This window comes from Streptomyces sp. NPDC107498, from assembly GCF_055582805.1.
Genome location: NZ_JBVJPE010000003.1, coordinates 66,060 through 86,451, shown reverse-complemented (window position 1 = coordinate 86,451; position 20,392 = coordinate 66,060). Strand labels below are relative to the sequence as shown.

The window sequence follows — 20,392 nt, the reverse complement described above, 5'->3', positions numbered from 1 at the left end:
TCTCCTTCCCGAGGACGTAGCTCTTCTCCCATCCCAGGGCGGGCTCCCGGGCCCCCTTCGGAGATGTACGTCCGAGAAGGAGGAATTCTCATGAAGTCCCAGGTTCGTGGCGGGACCAGATGGAAGCGGTTCGCCGTCGTCATGGTCCCGAGCGTGGCCGCGACGGCCGCGATCGGTGTCGGCCTGGCCCAGGGCGCGCTCGCCGCGTCCTTCAGCATTTCCGGCCAGGAGTTCAAGGTCTCGGCCCAGAGTCTTGAGGGCAAGGACTTCGTCCAGTACGGCAGCGTGGACGTGGGCAAGAACCTCGACGGTTCGAACCTCGCCGCTCCCGTGGCGGTGTCCGGCTTCTCCAGCGCCAAGATCACCAAGATGTGCCAGTCGGTCGTGACGCCGAAGGTGCCGTTCATCAACGACTCGGTCACCCTCCGCCTGGAGGCCGGCACCAAGGCCGCCGAGAGCGGTGAGGACAAGGACAAGGTCCAGGCGAAGGACATCTACCTCGATGTCTCCGACCTCCAGACCGACGCCAAGTTCGAGAACATCGACATCGGCGTCGCCGCGGGCAAGCTCAACGAGTTCGGCGGCAAGGCGGACCCGAGCAAGCCGGGCATCCAGCCGAACACCGCGGCCAGCCCGTACGGCTTCGGCCAGCGCGCCGAGACGGCGACGCTGAGCAACGTGAAGCAGAAGGCCTGGGCCACCACGGCCGCCACCTTCACGCTTCCCGGCCTGCACCTGTCGCTGCACAAGGGCACGGACGCCGAGTGCTACTAGGACCGGCCGGTCCCTGAGGGACCGATCCGTTCCGGAGGGTGGGGCCGCCGCGTGCGGCCCCGCCCGACAGGCCCGTCACCTCATCTTTCTCAGCAACACCGCTTCCAGGGAGCTGTTCCATGAGCGCCGAGTACCCCGCCTCCCGCGAAGTCCCGAAGAAGGAGAACCGGTTCAAGGTCTGGCGGCAGACCCGGCCCTTCTGGGCGGGACTGTTCACCATGATCGGCGGCGTACCGATCGCCTACCTCCCGTACGGGGACATGCGGCTCGGCAACATGACGCTCGCCATGAAGACGACGGCCGGGTCGGCCGCGCTGATCATCGGCGTCCTGCTCATCACGCTCGGACTGACGATGTGGTTCCAGCCCATCGTGCGGGTGTTCGCCGGCGTCGCGACCATCGTCCTGGGACTCGTCTCCATCCCGGTGTCGAACTTCGGTGGCCTCGTCATCGGGTTCCTGTTCGCCCTCATCGGCGGCGGCATGTCCGTCGCCTGGGCGCCCGCGCCCCCGGTCGAGGAGAAGGACACAGAGCACGACGGTCACCCGGAGGCCTCCTACGAGGCCGGTGCGGAGCCCGCTGCGGAGGCCGTGCCCACGGCCGTGTTCCCGGAGCAGCGCGGGGTGGAGCACCTGGCGACCGAAACCACGACCGACGCCAACGGCGGGAGGAACAGTGCGGGGTGACGAGACTCAGTCGGCGCTCGCGAAGGAGGGCCCGCGGCACGCGGCCCCGCGCAAGTCGCTGCTGAACAGGATCCAGGGCCCCGCCGGGAAGGCGATGGCGCTGGCCGCCATGCCGACCGCGGTGCTCGTGGGCATGGGCCTCACGCCCAGGCTCGCCCTCGCGGACGACAAGGACATCCCCTTCGCCCCCGGCCCCTGCGTGACCCGCTCGGACGAGCCGACGCCGGAGGCGTCGGAGACGCCGAAGCCGGAGGAGAGCACCGAGCCCACCGCCACGGCCACGCCGACGGACACCCCCTCGGCGACCGCCACGCCCTCCGCCACCGCGACGCCGTCCGCGACCCCGACGCCCACCGCGACGGAGACCGCGCAGACCGCCGTGCCGCAGGCGCAGGAACACGCGACGACCGCCCCCGCGCCCACCGCGACCCCCACGGCCACGCCCTCCCCGACGCAGTCCAGGAACCCGCTGGACCCGTTGGGCCTGGGCGACGCCCTGAAGGACCTCCTCGACGGCCCGGACAAGACGCCGACGGCCACCGCCACGCCCACGACGGCGCCGACCACGCCCGCCCCCGAGCAGACCGGGACTCCCGCCGACAAGGCGCCGGCCACCGACGCGCCGCCCACGACCGCCCCCACCGGGGCTCCGAAGCGGAAGACGGACGCGGTCACGGAGAAGACGAAGGCGGCCATCCAGAAGGCCGCCGAAGCGGCGGGCGCCAAGGTCGAGGAGCTCCCCGAGAGCGCCAAGGGCCTCGACGCCAAGAAGGACACGGACATACCCGACGGGGCCAAGCCCCGCTTCCCGTGCCCCGTGCCGGACCCCGAGGCGCTGGCCGCGGCCGAGCTGGAGCCGGGCATCCCGCTGCTCCCGGACGAGCCGTGGCGGCTGGACAGCACGAGGCTCGAACTGATCGGCCTGAAGTACCACGGCATCGTCGAGGTGAAGACTGCCGGCGGCAAGGTCAAGAAGGCGCTGAAGTTCACCGCGGGCACCGTCAAGATCAGGGACCTGCACCAGACGACGGTCCACTCGGAGGGGCTCTCGGGCCACGTCCGTTCCGCCCGGGGCGAGGACTCGACCATCACCGACGGCACGGTCACCATGTACACGGAGTCCCTGAAGGGCAACCTCTTCGGGCTCATCCCGGTCACCTTCACCCCCGAGACCCCGCCGCCGCTGGACGTCCCGTGGGCCGTCTTCACCAACGTGACGGTGATCCAGGCGGGCCAGTTCGGCGGCACCCTCCGCATCCCGGGCCTGCACAACACGATCGAGCCCAGCTGACCTCCGTACGACCGGCGGGCCGCACCCCCTCCCAGGGGTGCGGCCCGCCGTCGTGTGCTCAGTCGGCCCTCGGGAGAATGCCCTCGGGGCCGCCCTCGTCGAAGAGGGCGCTGACGGCCCGGACCATCGAGTCGAGGCCGGGGCGCCTGACGATCACGAGATCGCGGCACTGGAAGAAGTGACCGCCACCCGCCTCACCCGTCAGGGCCCAGCGGTCCATGACGCGCTCGATCTCCCGGAGTGTCAGGAACGTCGCCGTCCACCGGCCGTCGGGGGAGATGATCGTGCCGTCGGCATTCTCGACCGAGGCCGGGTCGTCGTCCGCGCCGAGCAGGAACCGTACGTCGAACCGCGGTGTGCGGACGGTTGTGTACGGACTCTGTCCGGGCCGTTCGTCACTGTCCATAGAGCACCTTCAGTCGGGCGATCACGTCGTCCTCGATCTTGCCCTTTCCGCTCGTGGCGACGACGTGCAGTTCCTCTCCGACCCTGCGGTAGAAGAGGCGGGCGCCGTTCCTGCTCCGGGCGTACAGGACGTCGGTGCCCTGCAGCGCCGAGCTGCCGATGCCCTGGTTCTCGTTGCCCGCCGCGAGCTTCTTCTGCATCGCGAGCAGCTCCCGCTTCACCACCTCGTTCCGGCTCGCCTTGTCGGCGAGCTTCTTGAGCTTGTCGTCGTTGATGGCGAGGACGACACAGAGCTTCGGCTGGTTCGACGCCGCGGGCGCCGCGGAGACGGCCTTCGAGAAGGAGGCCGTGCTCGGACCACGCAGCGCTCCCGCCGCTCCGGCGAGGTCGATGAGGCAGTGCGCGGCCGCGGTGCCCTTTTTGAGATCCTCGGCCAGCTTGACGAGCCGTTCGAGCTCCTTCTTCGCCCGGGAGACCTTCTTCAGGAAGGAGGCGACGCCACTGCTGACCTTGACGATCGCCTTGGCCACGGCGGGCAGTTTGCCGGCGACCGCGACGAGGCTCGCGACGTCGACCAGCGCCCACAGGCAGCTCTCGATGTCACCCGTCGCGAAGCAGTTTCGGATGTTGTCGACGCCGAGGAGGCCGAGGAGGATCTCCCCGCCGTTCTCGATGATCCAGTCGACGACGTCCTTGCCCGCCAGGGCCTTGGCAGCGCGGTAGTCGTCCACGCACTTCTGGCCGCAGTGCGCCAGGAGCAGGGCCTCCGCGTCGGCGTCGAGTGCCGGGCCGGTGGCCGGGGTGGCCCCGTCGACCTGCTCGGTCAGCTGGTACTGACGCTCTTCCTCCTCCGCCCGGTCGGCGGCCGCGTCGGCCTCCTGGGCGGCCCCGTCGGCATTCGACGCGGCGGTCTCGGCGGCGGTGGCGTCCTCCTCCGCCTGCGCCGCCGCACCGGCGGCGTCCGTCGCGTCGTTCGTCGCGGCGGTCGCGGCACCCCGGGCGCTCGCCGCGTCCTGCTCGGCGGCGGTAGCCTCGCCGTCGGCCGCGATGGCCTCCGCCTTCGCATCGCTCGCGGCGATCCCCGCGAGCACCGCGTCGGTGCCGGCCTGCGCGTCGTACTTCTGTGCGTTGGCGTCGGCCCTCTTCGCGGCCTCCGCCGCGACTGCGGCCTCAGCCGCCGAGGCGCGGGCGGCCTGCACGGACTTCTGCGCTGCCGCGGCGTCGAGTGCGGCGGCGGCGGCGGCCTGGGCGGCGAGTTTGGCGTCGCCCGTGGCCTTGTCGGCGAGGGCCTTGGCGTCGGCCGCCGCCTTCGCCGCTTCGTCGGCCCTGGCCTTCGCGGCGGCCGCCTGTTGCTCGGCCATCGGCTTGGTGTACTGGCCGACGAGCACCGCGAACGCGGCCGAGGAGTCGAGTTCCTGGTAGGGCGTGCCGAGGGACACCGCTTCGGTGGAGGCGACGGCCACTGCGGCGGCCGAGTCGCGAGCGGCGACGGCCGCCTGCCCCGCCGCGGCCGCGTAGCCGGCGGTCTTCGCGGCCCAGGCGACGGCCTGGGCCGCCTCCTCCTCGGCCACCGTGGCCTCTTGGCGCGCCTTGATGGCAGCCGCCTGCGCCTTCTTCGCCTCCGTCTCGGCGTTCTTCGCGTTGGTGCCGGCGGCGGCCGCGGCGTCGATCGCCTCGGCGGCGGCCGCGTGCGCGGTCGAAGCGGCCGCGCTCGTCTTCAGGTACGCGGACCAGGAGGCGTTCGCCGCTGCCGTGGAGCGGGCCGCGGAGGCTTCGGCGCGGGTAGCGGCGGCGCGTGCGCTCACCGCGGCGCCGGCCGCCTCGGCGGCGGCCGTACGGGCACGGGCGGCCGCCCCGGCAGCGTCGTCGGCGGCGCTCCGGGCCGCGGTCGCGGCCTCCCGCGACTCGGCGGCCGCCGCGGTGCCCGCCGCGGCGGCCGCGGCGGCTTCGAGCGCCGCCGCGCGGGCAACGGTCGCGTTCTTGTGCCGTTCTGCCGCAGCGGCCGCGTCGCGGGCCCGGTAGGCGCGGTCCTCGGCGGCTTCGGCGGCGGCGCGCCGGGCGGCTGCGGTTGAGGCCTCCGCCTCGGCGGTGCTCCGGGCCGTCGCGGCGGACTGCCGCTGCGCCTGCGCCCTGTCTTCGGCGGCGGCGGCCTTCTGCCGTTCGGCGGCGGCGGTGGCACGCTCCGCGGCGGCCTTCGCCTTCTCGGCCTCGGCGATCTCCCGCTGTTTCCGGGCCTCTTCGGCGCCGGCCTTGGCGCGGCCCTCGGCCGCCTCGGCCGTGGCCTGGGCGTTCTTGGCCTTCGTCGCGTTGGCGGCGGCCTCCTTGGCCTGGGCGGCCGCGGCGGTCGCGGCCGCCTTCGCCTGGGCTGCGGCCTCCTGGGCGGCGACCCTGCGGAACTCGGTGTTGAGGGCGTGCGACTGGGTCCGGGCGAGGGCGAGCAGGGCCTGGCTGTCGGCGGCTGTGGCCTTGGCCGCGTTGGAGGCCGTCGCCGTGGTCTTCGCCGCAGCCAGCGCGGCGGCGCTCGACGCCTTCGCGACCTGGACGGACTGCTGGGCGTAGAGGAGTCCCCGGCCGCGCGGGGTCTTCGCCGTGTCGGCGACCGTCCAGGCGGAGGTCTGGGCGGCAGCGGCCCTGTCGGACGCGGTCTTCGCCGCCGCTGCCGCCTTGTCGGCGATGGTCACCTGCGCCGCGGCCGTGTCCCGCGCCGTCTTGAGGTCCGCCGCGGCCTTGGTGAAAACGGACGCTGCGGGCTTGCCGTTGGTATGGGTGGACCAGTACTTCTGCCAGTAGAGGATCTGGTCGGCCAGCCAGGCCTGCCGGATGGCCTCGATCATGGCCGCGGTGGCCGCCCGGGTCTGCTTGGCGGCCTCCAGTTCGGCGGCCATGATGTCGGCGCGCTGCTTGGCCTGGCCGGAGTACTCGGCCTCCCACTCGGTGAAGGCTTGGATGACCGGCCCGGTCAGGGCGCGGTTGTAGTCGATGGGGTTTGCGCTGTCGCAGTTCGCCCAAGCGATCTTGAGGGTTTCGACCTCGGTGCGAAACTCCAGGGAGTCCGGTGCAGGCGCTTGCTTGGGGAAGCCGCCGTAACGCAGGAACTGGGCGACGTCGTTGGCCGATCCGCCATTGCCCCCCCGAACCCCCAGGAGTTCGTCACCGGCTACGGCCCGATAGCTGGTCTCCCAGTAGTCGTCCGGGGTGGAGATGCCCTCCAGGACCGTCCGAGCCTTGTCCAGGGACGCCGCGCCCGGCATCGGGCGCGGGTCGTTGGCGATCTTGCCCCACAGGGTGCTCTGCCCGGCGAACCCCAGGACGTCCGCGCCGAAGGCGGGGGCGTGGAAGTCGCGGCCGCCGAAGGAGTTCACCGAGCGGTACGGGGAGTTCGAGGCGTCCAGCTTCTGCTGGCGGGCCTGGAACGCGTCGACCGCGGTGCCCGTGGCGGCCTTGTCCCGGTCGAGGGCCTGGCCGAGCGGTCCGGAGAGCAGCCAGCCACGCGAGCCGATGGCCGTGGCGATGTCGGCGTCGGCCCCGGCGAGCGCGCGGCCGGCGGCGGCCTTCGCCTCCGGACCGCCGAGGTGGGCGAACCGGGCCGCGATGCAGCGGTTCTCCCGGGGCGTGACGCCGAGGCTGATGCGGAGGGTCCGCTGCCAGGGGTCCGTGGGGTTGTCCCCGGGCTCGTCCGCGTGGGCCGGGGCGGTGGAGAGGAGAGTCAGGAGGACAGAGGAGGCCGTCGTGAGAGCGGCGGCCGCGGTTCTGCGCCGGAACCACCCCCGTCTCGTCCCTCGCGAGCCGGGCTGGAATGTCATGTGCACGTGTTCCACCTGTGGGTCGACGAAGAGGTCAGCCCCGGGCGGAGGTACGGGTGTGGACATGGACGAGCACGGCGCGCCGTTCGCATACGGTGCGCCGCGAAGTGAGATCCCCTGGGTGCCTGGTCAGGGCACACCCCCTGCCCTCCCCCCGGAAGGCCGGGCAATCATTGCATCGGCACATTCGCATGCGGAAGATCTTTTTCGGCTCCCGGACAGGCAGTGGCTGAGAGGCGGTCGTCCGGAAACGGCGGTGGGCCGCACCCCCGGGAAGGGGGCGCGGCCCACCGGCCGTTCACGAGGAGGGCGTCACGCGCGCTGTGCGCCGCCCAGGTGGTGGACGCGGACCATGTTCGTCGTGCCGGGGACGCCGGGGGGCGAGCCGGCGGTGATGACCATGGTGTCGCCCGCGCTGTGGCGCTGGAGCTTGAGGAGCTCGGCGTCCACGAGGTCGACCATGGCGTCCGTGGTCTCCACGAACGGCACGAGGAAGGACTCCACGCCCCAGCTCAGGGTGAGCTGGTTGCGGGTTCCCTCGTCCGTCGTGAAGGCGAGGATCGGCTGCTGCGTGCGGTAGCGCGAGAGGCGGCGGGCGGTGTCGCCGGACTGCGTGAAGGCGATCAGCGCCTTGCCGTCGAGGAAGTCGGCGATCTCGCAGGCCGCGCGGGCGACCGAGCCGCCCTGGGTGCGCGGCTTCTTGCCCGGGACCAGGGGCTGGAGGCCCTTGGAGAGGAGCTCCTCCTCGGCCGCGGCGACGATCTTCGACATCGTCTTCACGGTCTCGATCGGGTACGCGCCGACCGAGGACTCGGCCGAGAGCATGACCGCGTCCGCGCCGTCCAGGATCGCGTTGGCGACGTCGCTCGCCTCGGCGCGGGTCGGCCGCGAGTTGGTGATCATCGACTCCATCATCTGGGTGGCGACGATGACCGGCTTGGCGTTGCGCCGGCACATCTCCACGAGGCGCTTCTGCACCATCGGGACCTTCTCCAGCGGGTACTCCACCGCGAGGTCGCCGCGGGCCACCATGACGGCGTCGAAGGCGGCGACGACGTCCGCCATGTTCTCGACCGCCTGCGGCTTCTCCACCTTGGCGATGACGGGGACCCGGCGGCCCTCCTCGTCCATCACCTTGTGGACGTCCTTGACGTCGTCGGCGTCGCGGACGAAGGACAGGGCGACCATGTCGCAGCCCATCCGCAGCGCGAAGCGGAGGTCGTCGACGTCCTTCTCCGACAGCGCGGGCACGTTGACCGCCGCGCCGGGCAGGTTGATGCCCTTGTGGTCGGAGATGACGCCGCCCTCGACGACGATGGTCTTGACCCGGGGGCCGTCGACCTCGACGACCCGCAGCTCGACGTTGCCGTCGTTGATCAGGACCTGGTCGCCCTTGGAGACGTCGCCCGGCAGGCCCTTGTAGGTGGTGCCGCAGATCGACTTGTCGCCCGGGACGTCCTCGGTGGTGATGGTGAACTCGTCACCGCGCACCAGCTCGACCGGTCCCTCGGCGAAGGTCTCCAGACGGATCTTCGGGCCCTGGAGGTCGGCGAGGACGCCGACGGCGCGCCCGGTGTCCGCGGAGACCTGCCGGACGCGGTCGTACCGCTCCTGGTGCTCTGCCTGGGACCCGTGGCTGAAGTTGAATCGGGCCACGTTCATACCGGCCTCGATGAGAGCCTTCAGCTGCTCATACGAGTCGACGGCGGGGCCCAGCGTGCAGACGATTTTGGAACGGCGCATGAGGCGGATCCTATCGGTTTGTTTCACTGCGGAATATTCCGTCTGGCGGAAAGTACAAATGGGCGCGGGCCCGCTCAGGCGTTCACTCGTTCGAGCTCGCCCCTTCCAGAACGAGCGCGTGGCTCTGGCGCGCGATCTCCAGCTCCTCGTCCGTCGGCACCACCGCGACCGCCACCCGCGCGTACACCGGCGAGATGATCCGGGCCTCGTCGGAACGCACGGAGTTCAGGTCCGCGTCCACCGCGAGCCCCAGCTCCTCCAGGCCCGCGATCGCAGCCTCCCGCACCGGCGCCGCGTTCTCGCCGACCCCCGCCGTGAAGGCCACCGCGTCCACCCGGCCGAGCACCGCGTAGTACGCCCCGATGTACTTCTTGAGCCGGTGCACGTAGACGTCGAAGGCCAGCGCCGCCCGCTCGTCCCCCTCGTCGATCCGCCGGCGGATCTCCCGCATGTCGTTGTCGCCGCAGAGCCCCACGAGCCCCGACTTCTTGTTCAGCAGCACGTCGACCTCCTCCGCCGACATGTCCGCGTTCCGCATCAGGTGGAAGGTCACCGCCGGGTCGACGTCGCCCGAGCGGGTGCCCATGACCAGGCCCTCCAGCGGCGTCAGACCCATCGAGGTGTCCACGCACAGGCCGCCCCGCACCGCCGACGCGGAGGCGCCGTTCCCCAGGTGCAGCACGATCACGTTCACCTCCTCCGGCTCCTTGCCCAAGAGCCTTGCCGTCTCCCGCGAGACGTACGCGTGCGAAGTGCCGTGGAAGCCGTACCGGCGGATCCGGTGCGCGTCGGCGGTCTCCACGTCGATCGCGTACCGCGCAGCCGACTCCGGCATCGTCGTGTGGAAGGCGGTGTCGAAGACCGCCACCTGCGGGAGGTCCGGGCGCATCGCCATCGCCGTCCGGATGCCGACGAGGTTCGCCGGATTGTGCAGCGGCGCCACCGGCACGAGCCGCTCGATCTCCGCGAGCACCTCGTCGTCGATCACCGTCGGCTCGGTGAACCGCAGCCCGCCGTGCACCACCCGGTGGCCGATCGCCGCCAGTTCGGGGGAGTCCAGGCCCAGGCCGTCCGCCGCCAGCTCCTCGGCGACCGCCTTCAGGGCGGCCGCGTGATCGGCGATCGGCCCGTTCTTCTCGCGCTTCCCGCCGCCCTTGAGCGGGGTGTGCACGAGCCGCGACGTCTCCTCGCCGATCCGCTCCACCAGACCCTGCGCCAGGCGGCTGTCGTCACGCATGTCGAGCAGCTGGTACTTCACCGACGAGGAGCCGGAGTTGAGGACCAGCACGCGGGAGGGAGGGGTCGTGGACGCGTTCGCGGGGGTGGCGGTCATGCCGGGAGCTCCTGGGACTGGGACTGGATGGCCGTGATGGCGACCGTGTTGACGATGTCGCTGACGAGCGCGCCGCGCGAGAGGTCGTTCACGGGCTTGCGCAGACCCTGGAGCACCGGGCCGACGGCCACGGCGCCGGCCGAACGCTGCACGGCCTTGTAGGTGTTGTTGCCCGTGTTGAGGTCCGGGAAGATCAGCACGGTCGCCTGGCCCGCCACCTCCGAACCCGGCAGCTTCGTCGCCGCCACGGACGGCTCGACGGCCGCGTCGTACTGGATCGGACCCTCGATCCGCAGGTCCGGACGCGCCTCGCGGACCAGCTTCGTCGCCTCCCGCACCTTGTCGACGTCCGCGCCCGAGCCCGAGGTGCCGGTGGAGTACGAGAGCATCGCGATCCGCGGCTCCACCCCGAAGCGGGCCGCGGTCGCCGCCGACTGGGCGGCGATGTCCGCGAGCTGCTCGGCGTTCGGATCCGGGTTGACCGCGCAGTCGCCGTACACGAGGACCTTGTCGGCGAGGCACATGAAGAACACCGAGGAGACGATCGACGCGTCCGGCTTCGTCTTGATGATCTCGAACGCGGGCCGGATCGTCGCCGCCGTGGAGTGCACGGACCCCGACACCATGCCGTCGGCGAGGCCCTCCTGCACCATCAGGGTGCCGAAGTAGTTCACGTCCGAGACGACGTCGTACGCCAGCTCGACGGTGACGCCCTTGTGGGCCCGCAGCGCCGCGTACTTCTCGGCGAACGCGTCGCGCAGCTCCGAGGTCTGCGGGTCGATCAGCTGCGTGTCGCCCAGGTTCACGCTCAGGTCGGCGGCCTTCTTGCGGATGGCCTCGACGTCGCCGAGCAGCGTCAGGTCGCAGACGTCACGGCGGACCAGCACGTCCGCCGCGCGCAGCACCCGCTCCTCGGTGCCCTCCGGCAGCACCACCCGGCGCCGGTCGGCCCGGGCCTGTTCGAGCAGCTCGTGCTCGAACATCATCGGAGTGACCCGGCCGCTGCGCGCCACCGAGATCCGCTTGAGGAGGTCGGCGGTGTCCACGTGCCGCTCGAAGAGGCCGAGGGCGGTCTCCGCCTTGCGCGGGGTCGCCGCGTTCAGCTTGCCCTCCAGCGCGAACAGCTCCGCGGCGGTCGGGAAGCTGTTGCCCGGTACGGAGACGACCGGCGTGCCGGGCGCGAGGCGGGCCGCCAGGGTCAGGATCTCGTCGCCGGGCCGCTCGTTCAGGGTGAGCAGCACGCCGGCGATCGGCGGGGTGCCGGCCGAGTGCGCGGCGAGCGCGCCGACGACCAGGTCGGCCCGGTCCCCGGGGGTGACGACGAGACAGCCCGGGGTCAGCGCCTTGAGGAAGTTCGGCAGCATCGCACCGCCGAAGACGAAGTCGAGCGCGTCCCGCGCGAGCCCCGCGTCGTCGCCGAGGACGACGGAGGCGCCCAGGGCGTGGGTGATCTGGGCGATCGTGGGCGCGGCGAGCGCCGGCTCGTCGGGCAGCACGTAGCAGGGGACGGGGAGCCGGGCCGCGAGCCGCTCGGCGATGGCCTCGCGGTCCTCGCCGGACACCCGGTTGACGACCATCGCGAGCACGTCGCAGCCGAGCCCGTCGTACGCCCGGAAGGCGTTGCGCACCTCGGCCCGTACGGACTCGGCGTTCTGGTCCTTGCCGCCGACCACCGGGATGACGGAGGCGCCGAACTCGTTGGCGAGGCGCGCGTTGAGCGCGAGCTCGTCGGGGAGCTGGGTGGCGGCGAAGTCGGTGCCGAGGACGAGGACGACCTCGTAGTCGCGGGCGACGTCGTGGAAGCGGTCGACGAGCCGGGAGACCAGTTCGTCGGTGCCCCGCTCGGCCTGGAGCGCCGAGGCCTCGTGGTAGTCCATGCCGTAGACCGTCGAGGGATCCTGCGAGAGCCGGTAGCGGGCGCGCAGCAGATCGAAGAGCCGGTCGGGACGGTGGTGCACCAGCGGACGGAACACCCCCACCCGGTCCACCTGGCGGGTGAGGAGCTCCATGACTCCCAGCTCGACGACCTGGCGGCCGTCACCGCGGTCGATCCCGGTCACGTACACGCTGCGCGTCACGCCGTGGTCTCCTGTCCAGTCCTGCGGAAGGGCCGAACGGTGCTCTCGCGGCACCGATCCGCGCCCCGTGCGTCAATCGGCAGTGCTCGGAAAGCCCTGATAGGGCGGCATCACCCCCTTGACAATACCTCCGCCGATGGTTACGCCGCCCCCTGGGCGAAGGGCCCGGAACCCCGGGACGAAAGGCCTCCGCGGCCCCGCCGACCAGGACGCGCGGACGGGCGAGGACCGTGCCCGTCGGGCGGCGCGTGTGAGAATTGGAGTGGCTCACCACGGACCGCGACCGAGCAGGAGACCAAGCACGATGCGCATCGGAGTTCTCACCGCAGGCGGCGACTGCCCCGGCCTGAACGCAGTGATCCGGTCGGTCGTGCACCGGGCGCTGACCGGCCACAACGACGAAGTCATCGGCTTCGAGGACGGGTTCAAGGGCCTCCTCGACGGCCACTACCGCCCCCTCGACCTCAACGCCGTCAGCGGCATCCTCGCCCGTGGCGGCACGATCCTCGGCTCGGCCCGCCTGGAGCGCAACCGGCTCCGCGAGGCCGCCGAGTCCGCCTCCGACCTGGCCCGCACGTACGGCATCGACGTCCTCATCCCCATCGGGGGCGAAGGCACCCTGACCGCGGCCCGGATGCTCTCCGAGGCGGGCATGCCCGTCGTCGGCGTCCCGAAGACCATCGACAACGACATCTCCTCCACGGACCGCACCTTCGGCTTCGACACCGCCGTCGGCGTCGCCACCGAGGCCATGGACCGCCTCAAGACCACCGCCGAGTCCCACCAGCGGGTGATGGTCGTCGAGGTGATGGGCCGCCACGCCGGCTGGATCGCCCTGGAGTCCGGCATGGCCGGCGGCGCCCACGGCATCTGCCTCCCCGAGCGCCCCTTCCAGGTCGACGACCTCGTCAAGATGGTCGAGGAGCGCTTCGCCCGCGGCAAGAAGTTCGCCGTCATCTGCGTCGCCGAGGGCGCGCACCCGGCCGAGGGCTCCATGGAGTACGAGAAGGGCGAGATCGACCAGTTCGGCCACGAGCGCTTCCAGGGCATCGGCAACCAGCTCGCCGTCGAGCTGGAGCGGCGCCTCGGCAAGGAGGCCCGCCCGGTGATCCTCGGCCACGTCCAGCGCGGCGGCACGCCGACCGCGTACGACCGGGTGCTCGCGACCCGCTTCGGCTGGCATGCGGTGGAGGCGGCCCACCGCGGCGACTTCGGCCGGATGACCGCGCTGCGCGGCACGGACGTCGAGATGGTGCCGCTGGCCGAGGCCGTGACCCAGCTCAAGAGGGTCCCCGAGGACCGCATGCGCGAGGCCGAGTCGGTCTTCTAGCGGGGGCCTCCGGAACCCGGACCGAGGGCCTCCGGAAACCGGACGACCCGACCGGCCCCGACCGTCCCCCCGTGGACGGTCGGGGCCACCCCGTCGTGCCCGGCACTCCCCTCGGAAATGCCGGATTCCACTCTTGAGCCCCGGCGCGGGATCAACAAGGCTGGGGGCCGTCCCGGACATGTCCCGACCCTGTCCGGCGGGAAGGGGGAGGCGCGGATGACGCCGGGGGAGCACGCGCCCGATCCGAGGGAGGCACGGAACCCCGCCGAGTTCCTCGCGGGCCTCCAGGCCCTCAAGGACCGGTCGGGCCTGACCCACCGCGAGCTGTCGGCACGCGCGGAGACGCACGGCGACGTCCTGCCCCGCTCCACGGTGGCGAACATGCTGGCCCGCCCGACCCTGCCCCGCGAGGAACTGCTCACCGCCTTCGTCCGCGCCTGCGGGGTGGAGGAGGACGAGGCGGAGCACTGGCGGGCGGTACGGAGGGAACTGGCGGCCCGGGGGGTGGACGAGTGGGACCCGGGGGCTGGGGAGGACCCGGAGCCGGGGGAGGGCCCGGGCGCGGCCGAGGGCCGCGGGAAGGACGCCGCCCGGCCCGGACCCGGCGCTCCCGGGCCCGGAGGGGGTGGCGACGAGGGCGGGGGTCCGCCCGGCCCCGGTTCCCGGATACGTCGTGCGCTCGTCGCGGGCGTCGCGTTCGCCGCGCTCGTGCTGGCCGGGGTCAGCGTCGTCGCCCTCCTGCGGGACGGGCACGCCGGGCATCCGCCCCGCACCCCCACCGCCCCCGCCGCCGGGGACGTCCGGATCCGGGTGGTCGGCACCGACTTCTGCCTCGGCGAGCGGCGCGGCACCCGCACCGGCCAGGTCCACCAGCTGCCGTGCGCCGCCGCGGGTCTCCCGCGCTATTCGCTGGCGGAGGCGGGCGGCGGCCGGTGGAGGATCGTTTCGGACCACCCCGACTTCGGCACCGGCTGCTCCGGCCTCCCCTCGGGCGGCCGGACGCCCGACGCCGCGTACGAGGACTCCGAGTGCGGCGACCCCACCCGGGTCGAGTCCTTCGCCCTGGAGGCGTACGGCACCCCCGTCGAGGGCTACCGGATCGTCCCGGTGGGCTCGGCGACCCCAGGCGGTTGCGTCACCGTCGTCGGCGACCGTTCGGCCGCCTGGGCGCGGCTCGCCCAGGCGCCCTGCGCGCCGGACGCGGCCGGACAGCTCTTCGACTTCGACCGGTGGGACTGAGCGGGCCGGGCCCGGTCGGGACGCGTACGAAGGGGAGGGCCCGCCGCCGGGACCTCAGGCGGCCTCGACCAGACGGGCCCGGAGCGCCGTCACCACCGCCGGGTCGAGCCCGACGTGGCCGGTGGCGTACGCGTGCACCGAGCCGTACCGCTCGCGCAGGTCCGCGAGGAACAGCCGGATGACGTCGGCGGGCGCCCGGCCGTAGCCGGGCCAGCGCGGCTCCCGGCCCGGGTGCGCGGCCCGCCAGTCGGCTATCAGCCGCTCCGTGGCCAGCTCGGTGAGCGCGAAGTCCGCGAGGATCTCCTCGTCCGGGACCTCCAGGAGGCCGAGGACGACGGCCGCGAGCAGCCCCGTGCGGTCCTTCCCGGAGGCGCAGTGGAAGACGAGCGGTCCCTCGGCGGCGGCGATCAGCTCCAGGGCCGCCCGGAGCTCCTCCGCGCCGTCCTCGGCGACCTCGGCGAACCGGTCGGCGAGGTAGCGCCACGGGTCGAGGGCCGGGTCGATCGCCTCCTGGTCGTAGGGGCGGTGCTCGATGGAGAGGTTGTGCCAGGAGACCTCCTCGGTCTCCGGCAGGCGGCCCTTGCCGGCGATCTCCCACGGATAGCGCAGGTCGATCACGGTGCCGACGCCCAGTGCGCGGAAGCGCTCCAGGTCGGCCGGGCCGGCGTCCGCGAGCTTGCCGAGGGAGTCGGAGCGGTAGAGGGTCCCCCACCGCACGGTCCCGCCGTCGGCGGTCCGATAGCCGCCCAGGTCACGGAAGTTGTGGAGTCGGTCGAAGGGTATGTGTCGTCTCACGACCGCCAATGTACGGCCCCGGCCCCGGACGATCTACGGGCCGACCGCCGCCCAGAAGTGCTCGGTGATCCCGTCCAGGTAGGCGCGCCCCTCGTCGCCGGTCGTCCCCGGGGCGCCCCAGCTGCTGACCGCCGTCATCCGGGCGTGGTAGTCCGAGTGGAGCTGCTGGAGCGCGGACTCCACGGCCCGCTTCGGCAGCGGCACCAGCTTCACGGTCGGCTTCACGTACGCCTGCCAGCGGGTGGTCGCCGCGTCGCGCAGCAGCCCGGCGAGGGCCTCGGCGCCGCCGGTCGCGGTGATCAGGGCGCGCGGGCCGAGGCCGAGCGCCTCGGCGAGGGCGACCGTCTGGCGTTCGGTGCCGCGCCAGCGGCCCTCGTCCTCCATCCGCTGGTACGCGTGGGGCGCCACGCCCGTCCGCCGGGCGAGCTCCTCGACGGAGAGGCCGCGCGCGACCCGGTGCTCACGCAGGGTGGAGGCGGCGGCGATGAGGTCGGCGGGGGAGCACCACAGGACGCCCGCGAGGGCGGTGAGCTCCTGCTCGTCGGGGACCGCCCGGCCGCGTTCCCAGGCGTAGACGGTCTCGGGGGCGACGAGGAGGCCGTACTGCGCCCGCAGGCCGTAGGCGACGTGTTCGGGGAGCATGCCGAGGCCCTCGCGCAGGCGGCGCGCGGCCAGGGCGTCGAAGGGTGGGGAGGGTTGGTGCACCCGGCCACGGTAGGTGCGGAGGGTGACGGCTGGCTACGGTGTGTTCTTCCAACATGCGGCGTCGTAGGAACGTGGGAACCGGGCGGTAACGGCGGGGCCGTTCAGCGGCCGCGCGCCGGGCCGTCGAGCCAGCGGTACTGGAGCTCGGGGCGTCCGATCTGGCCGTACTGCGGGGCGCGCACGGCCCGGCCCTCCGTGACCAGGTGTTCGAGGTAGCGGCGGGCGGTGATCCGGGAGATCCCGACGGTCGCGCCGGCCTCGGCGGCGGTGAGTCCCGCCGGGGTGGAGCGGAGGGTGCGGGTGACCGCTTCGAGCGTCGGGGCGCTGAGGCCCTTGGGGAGCGTGGCGGGATGCGGGGCACGGAGCGCGGCGAGGGCCCGGTCCACCTCGTCCTGGCCGGAGGCCTCCCCGGCGGCCGCCCGGAACTCGGCGTACCGGACGAGCCGGTCCCGCAGGGTGGCGAAGGCGAACGGCTTCAGGACGTACTGGACGACGCCGAGGGACACGCCCTCGCGGACGACGGCCAGGTCGCGGGCGGAGGTCACGGCGATGACGTCGGCGGAGTGCCCGGCGGCGCGCAGGGCGCGCAGCAGCTGGAGCCCGTGGCCGTCGGGCAGGTAGAGGTCGAGCAGGATCAGGTCGACCGGCGTCCGGTCGAGGACCCGCACGGCCCCGGCCCGCGAGTGCACGACCCCGACGACGGAGAAGCCCTCGACGCGCCCGGCGTAGAGCGCGTGGGCGTCGGCGGCGACGGGGTCGTCCTCGACGACCAGCACCCGAAGGGAACGCGCGCTCACGGGGCCACCTCCGCACCGGCCGCCGCGGAGGCACCGGTGCCTCCGCCCGCCCGGGAGGCACCGGGGCCCCCGTCCGTCCCGGAGCCTCCGCCCGGTCCGGCACCTCGGCCCGTCCCGGAGCCCCCGTCGGGTCCGGGGCCCCCGTCCGTCCCGGAGCCCCCGTCCGCTTCGGCCCCCCGCCGCAGGGGCAGGCGGACGGTGAACTGGGCGCCGCCCTCCTCCGCCTCCGCGAGGTGCAGGGTGCCCGAGGCGCGGGAGACCGCCTGGCCCACCAGGGCCAGGCCGAGGCCGCGGCCGGGGCCGCGGGTGGACCAGCCGCGTCCGAGGACCGCCTCCCGGTCGGCGGGGCGGACGCCCGGCCCGCTGTCGCCGACCCGGAGCAGCAGCTCGCCGTCGCCCGCGCGGGCCGCGACCGTGACCGTCACGCGCGCGTGCGGGCTCCCGCCGGCCGCCTCCACCGCGTTGTCGATGAGGTTGCCCAGGATCGTCACCAGGTCCCGGGAGGGCAGGGCCGCCGGGACCCGGCCGTCGTCGATGCGGCTGTCCTCGGTGAGGACCAGCTCCACGCCCCGCTCGTTGGCCTGCGCCGCCTTGCCGAGCAGCAGCGCCGCGAGGACGGGCTCGCCGACGGCGTCGACGACGCGGTCGGTGAGCGCCTGGGCGAGCTCCAGCTCCGCCGTCGCGAACTCCACCGCCTCCGCCACCCGGCCCAGTTCGATGAGCGACACCACCGTGTGCAGCCGGTTCGCCGCCTCGTGGGCCTGGGAGCGGAGCGCCTCCGTGAAGCCCCGCTCGGAGTCCAGTTCGCCGGAGAGCGCCTGGAGTTCGGTGCGGTCCCGGAGCGTGACGACGGTCCCGCGCCGCTCTCCGCCCACCACCGGGCGGGTGTTGACCACGAGGACCCGGTCGGCCGTCAGGTGGGTCTCGTCGACGCGCGGCTCGGAGGAGAGCAGCGCGCCGGTCAGGGACGCGGGCAGGCCGAGCTCCGCGGCCGGTCGGCCCACCACGCCCTCGTCCAGGCCGAGGAGCTCCCGCGCGCCGTCGTTGATGAGGGCGATCCGCCGCTGTCCGTCGAGCATCACGAGCCCTTCCCGGACCGCGTGCAGCGCGGCTTCGTGGTAGTCGTGCACACGGCTCAGCTCCGTGGCGTTCATGCCGTGCGTGTGGCGGCGCAGACGCGCGTTCACGACGTACGTCCCCGCTCCGCCGAGCGCGAGCGCCGCGCCCGCCATGCCGAGCAGGGCGGTCACCTGCTCCCGCACCCGCTCGCTGATCTCGTCGATCGTGATGCCCGCGCTGACCAGCGCGACGACCCGGCCGCGCCGGTCGAGGACGGGCGCCACCGTCCGTACGGAGGGGCCGAGGACGCCCAGGTGCGTCTCGGAGTAGACCCGGCCCCGCCGCGCCTGCTCGATGTGTCCGAGGTACGTGCGGCCTATCTGCTCCGGCTCGGGATGCGTCCAGCGGGTGCCGTCCGGGGACATGATCACCACGAAGGCGACGCCCGCGTGGCGGCGCAGCGATTCCGCGTACGGCTGGAGGGCGGCCGTCGGGTCGGCGGAGCCGGCCGCGGCGACCACGGACGGGGAGTCGGCGACGGCGGCGGCGGTCGCCGTGGACTGGCGCCGGGCGGTCTCCTCGGCCTGCGCGAGGTCCGTGACGTACGCGAAGACCGCGCACCCCGCCACGACGACGGCCACGAGCACGACCTGCATCGCGAAGAGCTGGCCGGCCAGGCTGCGGGGGAGGGGGAGACGCATGCGGCGCATGCGGGTAAGTGTGCACGTGGGAACGTGCGCGGCGGCACCGCATTCCCGAATCGTGGCCTTCCGGTCGCGCCCGTCGTGAACGAAACGCACGCAAGCGTGACCCCGGTCACAGGCTGGTGGATAGTCGCGGAGGTCCACCGGGACGTGGACACCCACCAGCACGAGGAGGACCCCGTGGCCGCACGCCGGGACCGTACCCACTATCTGTATCTGGCCGTCATCGGCGCCGTACTGCTCGGCATCGCGGTCGGGTTCCTGGCGCCGGGCGTCGCCGTCGAGCTCAAGCCGCTGGGCACCGGTTTCGTCAACCTGATCAAGATGATGATCTCGCCGATCATCTTCTGCACGATCGTGCTCGGCGTCGGCTCGGTCCGGAAGGCGGCGAAGGTCGGTGCCGTCGGCGGCCTCGCCCTCGGCTACTTCCTCGTGATGTCGACCGTCGCACTCGCGATCGGTCTGCTCGTCGGCAACCTCCTGGAACCCGGCTCCGGGCTCCACCTCACCAAGGAGCTCGCCGAGGCCGGCGCCAAGCAGGCCGAGGGCGCGAGCGAGTCGACCTCGGACTTCCTGCTCGGGATCGTCCCGACCACCCTCGTCTCCGCCTTCACCGGGGGCGAGGTCCTGCAGACCCTCCTCGTCGCCCTCCTCGCCGGCTTCGCGCTCCAGGCCATGGGCGACGCCGGGACGCCCGTCCTGCGCGGGATCGGGCACATCCAGCGCCTCGTCTTCCGCATCCTCGGCATGATCATGTGGGCGGCGCCGGTCGGTGCGTTCGGCGCGATCGCGGCGGTCGTCGGCGCGACGGGGGTGGCGGCCCTCAAGTCGTTGGCCGTCATCATGATCGGCTTCTACCTGACGTGCGGGCTCTTCGTCTTCCTCGTCCTCGGTACGCTGCTCCGCCTGATCGCCGGGATCAACATCTGGGCGCTCCTGAAGTACCTGGGCCGCGAGTTCCTGCTGATCCTCTCCACCTCCTCCTCGGAGTCCGCGCTGCCGCGGCTCATCGCGAAGATGGAACACCTGGGCGTCAGCAAGCCGGTCGTCGGCATCACCGTGCCGACCGGCTACTCCTTCAACCTCGACGGCACCGCGATCTACCTGACGATGGCCTCGCTCTTCACCGCCGAGGCGATGGGCGACCCGCTGTCGATCGGCGAGCAGATCTCGCTCCTCGTCTTCATGATCATCGCCTCGAAGGGGGCGGCGGGCGTCACCGGCGCGGGGCTCGCGACGCTCGCGGGCGGCCTCCAGTCGCACCGTCCCGAACTGGTCGACGGGGTAGGCCTGATCGTCGGCATCGACCGCTTCATGAGCGAGGCGCGCGCCCTCACCAACTTCGCGGGCAACGCGGTCGCGACGGTGCTCGTCGGCACGTGGACGAAGGAGATCGACAAGGCGCGGGCCGCGGAGGTGCTGGCGGGGCGGGTGCCGTTCGACGAGACGACCCTCGTCGACGACCACGGGGGGACGGCGGTGCCGGACCAGCGGGCGGACGAGGGCGAGGAAAGGGCCCGCGCGGGCGTCTGACCTCCGCGCTCCGGCTGGCCGGCGAGCTTCCGCCCCCCGCCGGGCGGGACCGCGCCCGGCGGGGCGGCGCCCCCGGCCCCCCCGCCCGTGTGGGCAATCGTCCCGCTGGGCGAGGGG

At 73.1% G+C, this 20,392-nt stretch carries 15 protein-coding genes; 6 read left to right on the top strand and 9 right to left on the bottom strand.

All coding sequences use genetic code 11. The features are described 5' to 3' along the window. Positions 1–90 precede the first annotated feature (90 nt). From ACZ66Z_RS06065 to ACZ66Z_RS06055, 3 genes are all read left to right on the top strand, one after another. A complete protein-coding gene (locus ACZ66Z_RS06065; protein ID WP_469932803.1) occupies positions 91–774 on the top strand; it encodes a DUF6230 family protein in 684 nt (227 codons plus the stop codon). A 119-nt stretch (positions 775–893) separates the two neighbouring features. Next, positions 894–1,460 (top strand): DUF6114 domain-containing protein, encoded by a 567-nt coding sequence (locus ACZ66Z_RS06060; protein ID WP_469932802.1) that lies wholly within the window; start codon positions 894–896, stop codon positions 1,458–1,460. Next, positions 1,450–2,751 carry a hypothetical protein gene (locus tag ACZ66Z_RS06055; RefSeq protein WP_469932801.1) on the top strand — a complete coding sequence of 434 codons (1,302 nt, stop codon included), beginning with the start codon at positions 1,450–1,452 and terminating at the stop codon, positions 2,749–2,751. The genes ACZ66Z_RS06060 and ACZ66Z_RS06055 overlap by 11 nt, the downstream gene beginning before the upstream one ends. Positions 2,752–2,809: 58 nt before the next feature. Here ACZ66Z_RS06055 and ACZ66Z_RS06050 read toward each other — a convergent pair whose 3' ends face one another. The 5 genes from ACZ66Z_RS06050 to pta form a co-directional block, all read right to left on the bottom strand. Next, the gene (locus ACZ66Z_RS06050) at positions 2,810–3,157 is read right to left on the bottom strand and encodes a hypothetical protein (protein WP_469932800.1); all 348 of its coding nucleotides are present in this window, start codon (positions 3,155–3,157) and stop codon (positions 2,810–2,812) included. Next, positions 3,147–6,959 carry a hypothetical protein gene (locus ACZ66Z_RS06045; protein ID WP_469932799.1) on the bottom strand — a complete coding sequence of 1,271 codons (3,813 nt, stop codon included), beginning with the start codon at positions 6,957–6,959 and terminating at the stop codon, positions 3,147–3,149. Before ACZ66Z_RS06045 ends, ACZ66Z_RS06050 begins: the two co-directional genes overlap by 11 nt. Positions 6,960–7,271: 312 nt before the next feature. Continuing rightward, positions 7,272–8,702, bottom strand: coding sequence for a pyruvate kinase (pyk, locus tag ACZ66Z_RS06040; RefSeq protein WP_469932798.1), 1,431 nt, complete (start codon positions 8,700–8,702; stop codon positions 7,272–7,274). A gap of 82 nt (positions 8,703–8,784) precedes the next feature. Next, positions 8,785–10,035 carry an acetate kinase gene (locus ACZ66Z_RS06035; RefSeq protein ID WP_469932797.1) on the bottom strand — a complete coding sequence of 417 codons (1,251 nt, stop codon included), beginning with the start codon at positions 10,033–10,035 and terminating at the stop codon, positions 8,785–8,787. After that, positions 10,032–12,113, bottom strand: a complete 2,082-nt coding sequence (pta, locus tag ACZ66Z_RS06030; RefSeq protein ID WP_469932796.1) for a phosphate acetyltransferase — start codon at positions 12,111–12,113, stop codon at positions 10,032–10,034. Before pta ends, ACZ66Z_RS06035 begins: the two co-directional genes overlap by 4 nt. A 304-nt stretch (positions 12,114–12,417) precedes the next feature. On the opposite strand from pta, the gene ACZ66Z_RS06025 reads away from it, so the two are divergent. Together ACZ66Z_RS06025 and ACZ66Z_RS06020 are read left to right on the top strand one after the other, a co-directional pair. Beyond that, entirely contained in the window at positions 12,418–13,443 is a 1,026-nt protein-coding gene (locus ACZ66Z_RS06025; protein ID WP_469932795.1) for an ATP-dependent 6-phosphofructokinase, read from the top strand. A gap of 216 nt (positions 13,444–13,659) precedes the next feature. Further along, positions 13,660–14,682, top strand: coding sequence for a helix-turn-helix domain-containing protein (locus ACZ66Z_RS06020; protein WP_469932794.1), 1,023 nt, complete (start codon positions 13,660–13,662; stop codon positions 14,680–14,682). Between the two features lie 54 nt (positions 14,683–14,736). Here ACZ66Z_RS06020 and ACZ66Z_RS06015 read toward each other — a convergent pair whose 3' ends face one another. From ACZ66Z_RS06015 to ACZ66Z_RS06000, 4 genes are all read right to left on the bottom strand, one after another. Next, positions 14,737–15,477, bottom strand: coding sequence for a tyrosine-protein phosphatase (locus ACZ66Z_RS06015; protein WP_469932793.1), 741 nt, complete (start codon positions 15,475–15,477; stop codon positions 14,737–14,739). Positions 15,478–15,510: 33 nt separating this feature from the next. After that, the gene (locus ACZ66Z_RS06010; protein WP_469933186.1) at positions 15,511–16,119 is read right to left on the bottom strand and encodes a helix-turn-helix domain-containing protein; all 609 of its coding nucleotides are present in this window, start codon (positions 16,117–16,119) and stop codon (positions 15,511–15,513) included. 164 nt (positions 16,120–16,283) lie between these two features. Continuing rightward, positions 16,284–16,979, bottom strand: a complete 696-nt coding sequence (locus tag ACZ66Z_RS06005; protein ID WP_469932792.1) for a response regulator — start codon at positions 16,977–16,979, stop codon at positions 16,284–16,286. Next, positions 16,976–18,739, bottom strand: a complete 1,764-nt coding sequence (locus tag ACZ66Z_RS06000; RefSeq protein ID WP_469933185.1) for a sensor histidine kinase — start codon at positions 18,737–18,739, stop codon at positions 16,976–16,978. The genes ACZ66Z_RS06005 and ACZ66Z_RS06000 overlap by 4 nt, the downstream gene beginning before the upstream one ends. A gap of 183 nt (positions 18,740–18,922) precedes the next feature. Between ACZ66Z_RS06000 and ACZ66Z_RS05995 the strand changes: the two genes are divergently transcribed. Continuing rightward, positions 18,923–20,275 (top strand): cation:dicarboxylate symporter family transporter, encoded by a 1,353-nt coding sequence (locus tag ACZ66Z_RS05995; RefSeq protein ID WP_469933184.1) that lies wholly within the window; start codon positions 18,923–18,925, stop codon positions 20,273–20,275. The last annotated feature ends 117 nt before the right edge of the window (positions 20,276–20,392 follow it).

What these genes read in the sequence shown, in the direction of transcription:
- ACZ66Z_RS06020 (WP_469932794.1), top strand. Translation starts at nt 13,660, where the DNA reads ATGACGCCGGGGGAGCACGCGCCCGATCCGAGGGAGGCACGGAACCCC.
- ACZ66Z_RS06050 (WP_469932800.1), bottom strand. Translation starts at nt 3,157, where the DNA reads ATGGACAGTGACGAACGGCCCGGACAGAGTCCGTACACAACCGTCCGC.
- ACZ66Z_RS06010 (WP_469933186.1), bottom strand. Translation starts at nt 16,119, where the DNA reads ATGCTCCCCGAACACGTCGCCTACGGCCTGCGGGCGCAGTACGGCCTC.
- ACZ66Z_RS06025 (WP_469932795.1), top strand. Translation starts at nt 12,418, where the DNA reads ATGCGCATCGGAGTTCTCACCGCAGGCGGCGACTGCCCCGGCCTGAAC.
- ACZ66Z_RS06060 (WP_469932802.1), top strand. Translation starts at nt 894, where the DNA reads ATGAGCGCCGAGTACCCCGCCTCCCGCGAAGTCCCGAAGAAGGAGAAC.
- ACZ66Z_RS06000 (WP_469933185.1), bottom strand. Translation starts at nt 18,739, where the DNA reads ATGCGTCTCCCCCTCCCCCGCAGCCTGGCCGGCCAGCTCTTCGCGATG.
- ACZ66Z_RS06045 (WP_469932799.1), bottom strand. Translation starts at nt 6,959, where the DNA reads ATGACATTCCAGCCCGGCTCGCGAGGGACGAGACGGGGGTGGTTCCGG.
- ACZ66Z_RS06035 (WP_469932797.1), bottom strand. Translation starts at nt 10,035, where the DNA reads ATGACCGCCACCCCCGCGAACGCGTCCACGACCCCTCCCTCCCGCGTG.
- ACZ66Z_RS06065 (WP_469932803.1), top strand. Translation starts at nt 91, where the DNA reads ATGAAGTCCCAGGTTCGTGGCGGGACCAGATGGAAGCGGTTCGCCGTC.
- pyk (WP_469932798.1), bottom strand. Translation starts at nt 8,702, where the DNA reads ATGCGCCGTTCCAAAATCGTCTGCACGCTGGGCCCCGCCGTCGACTCG.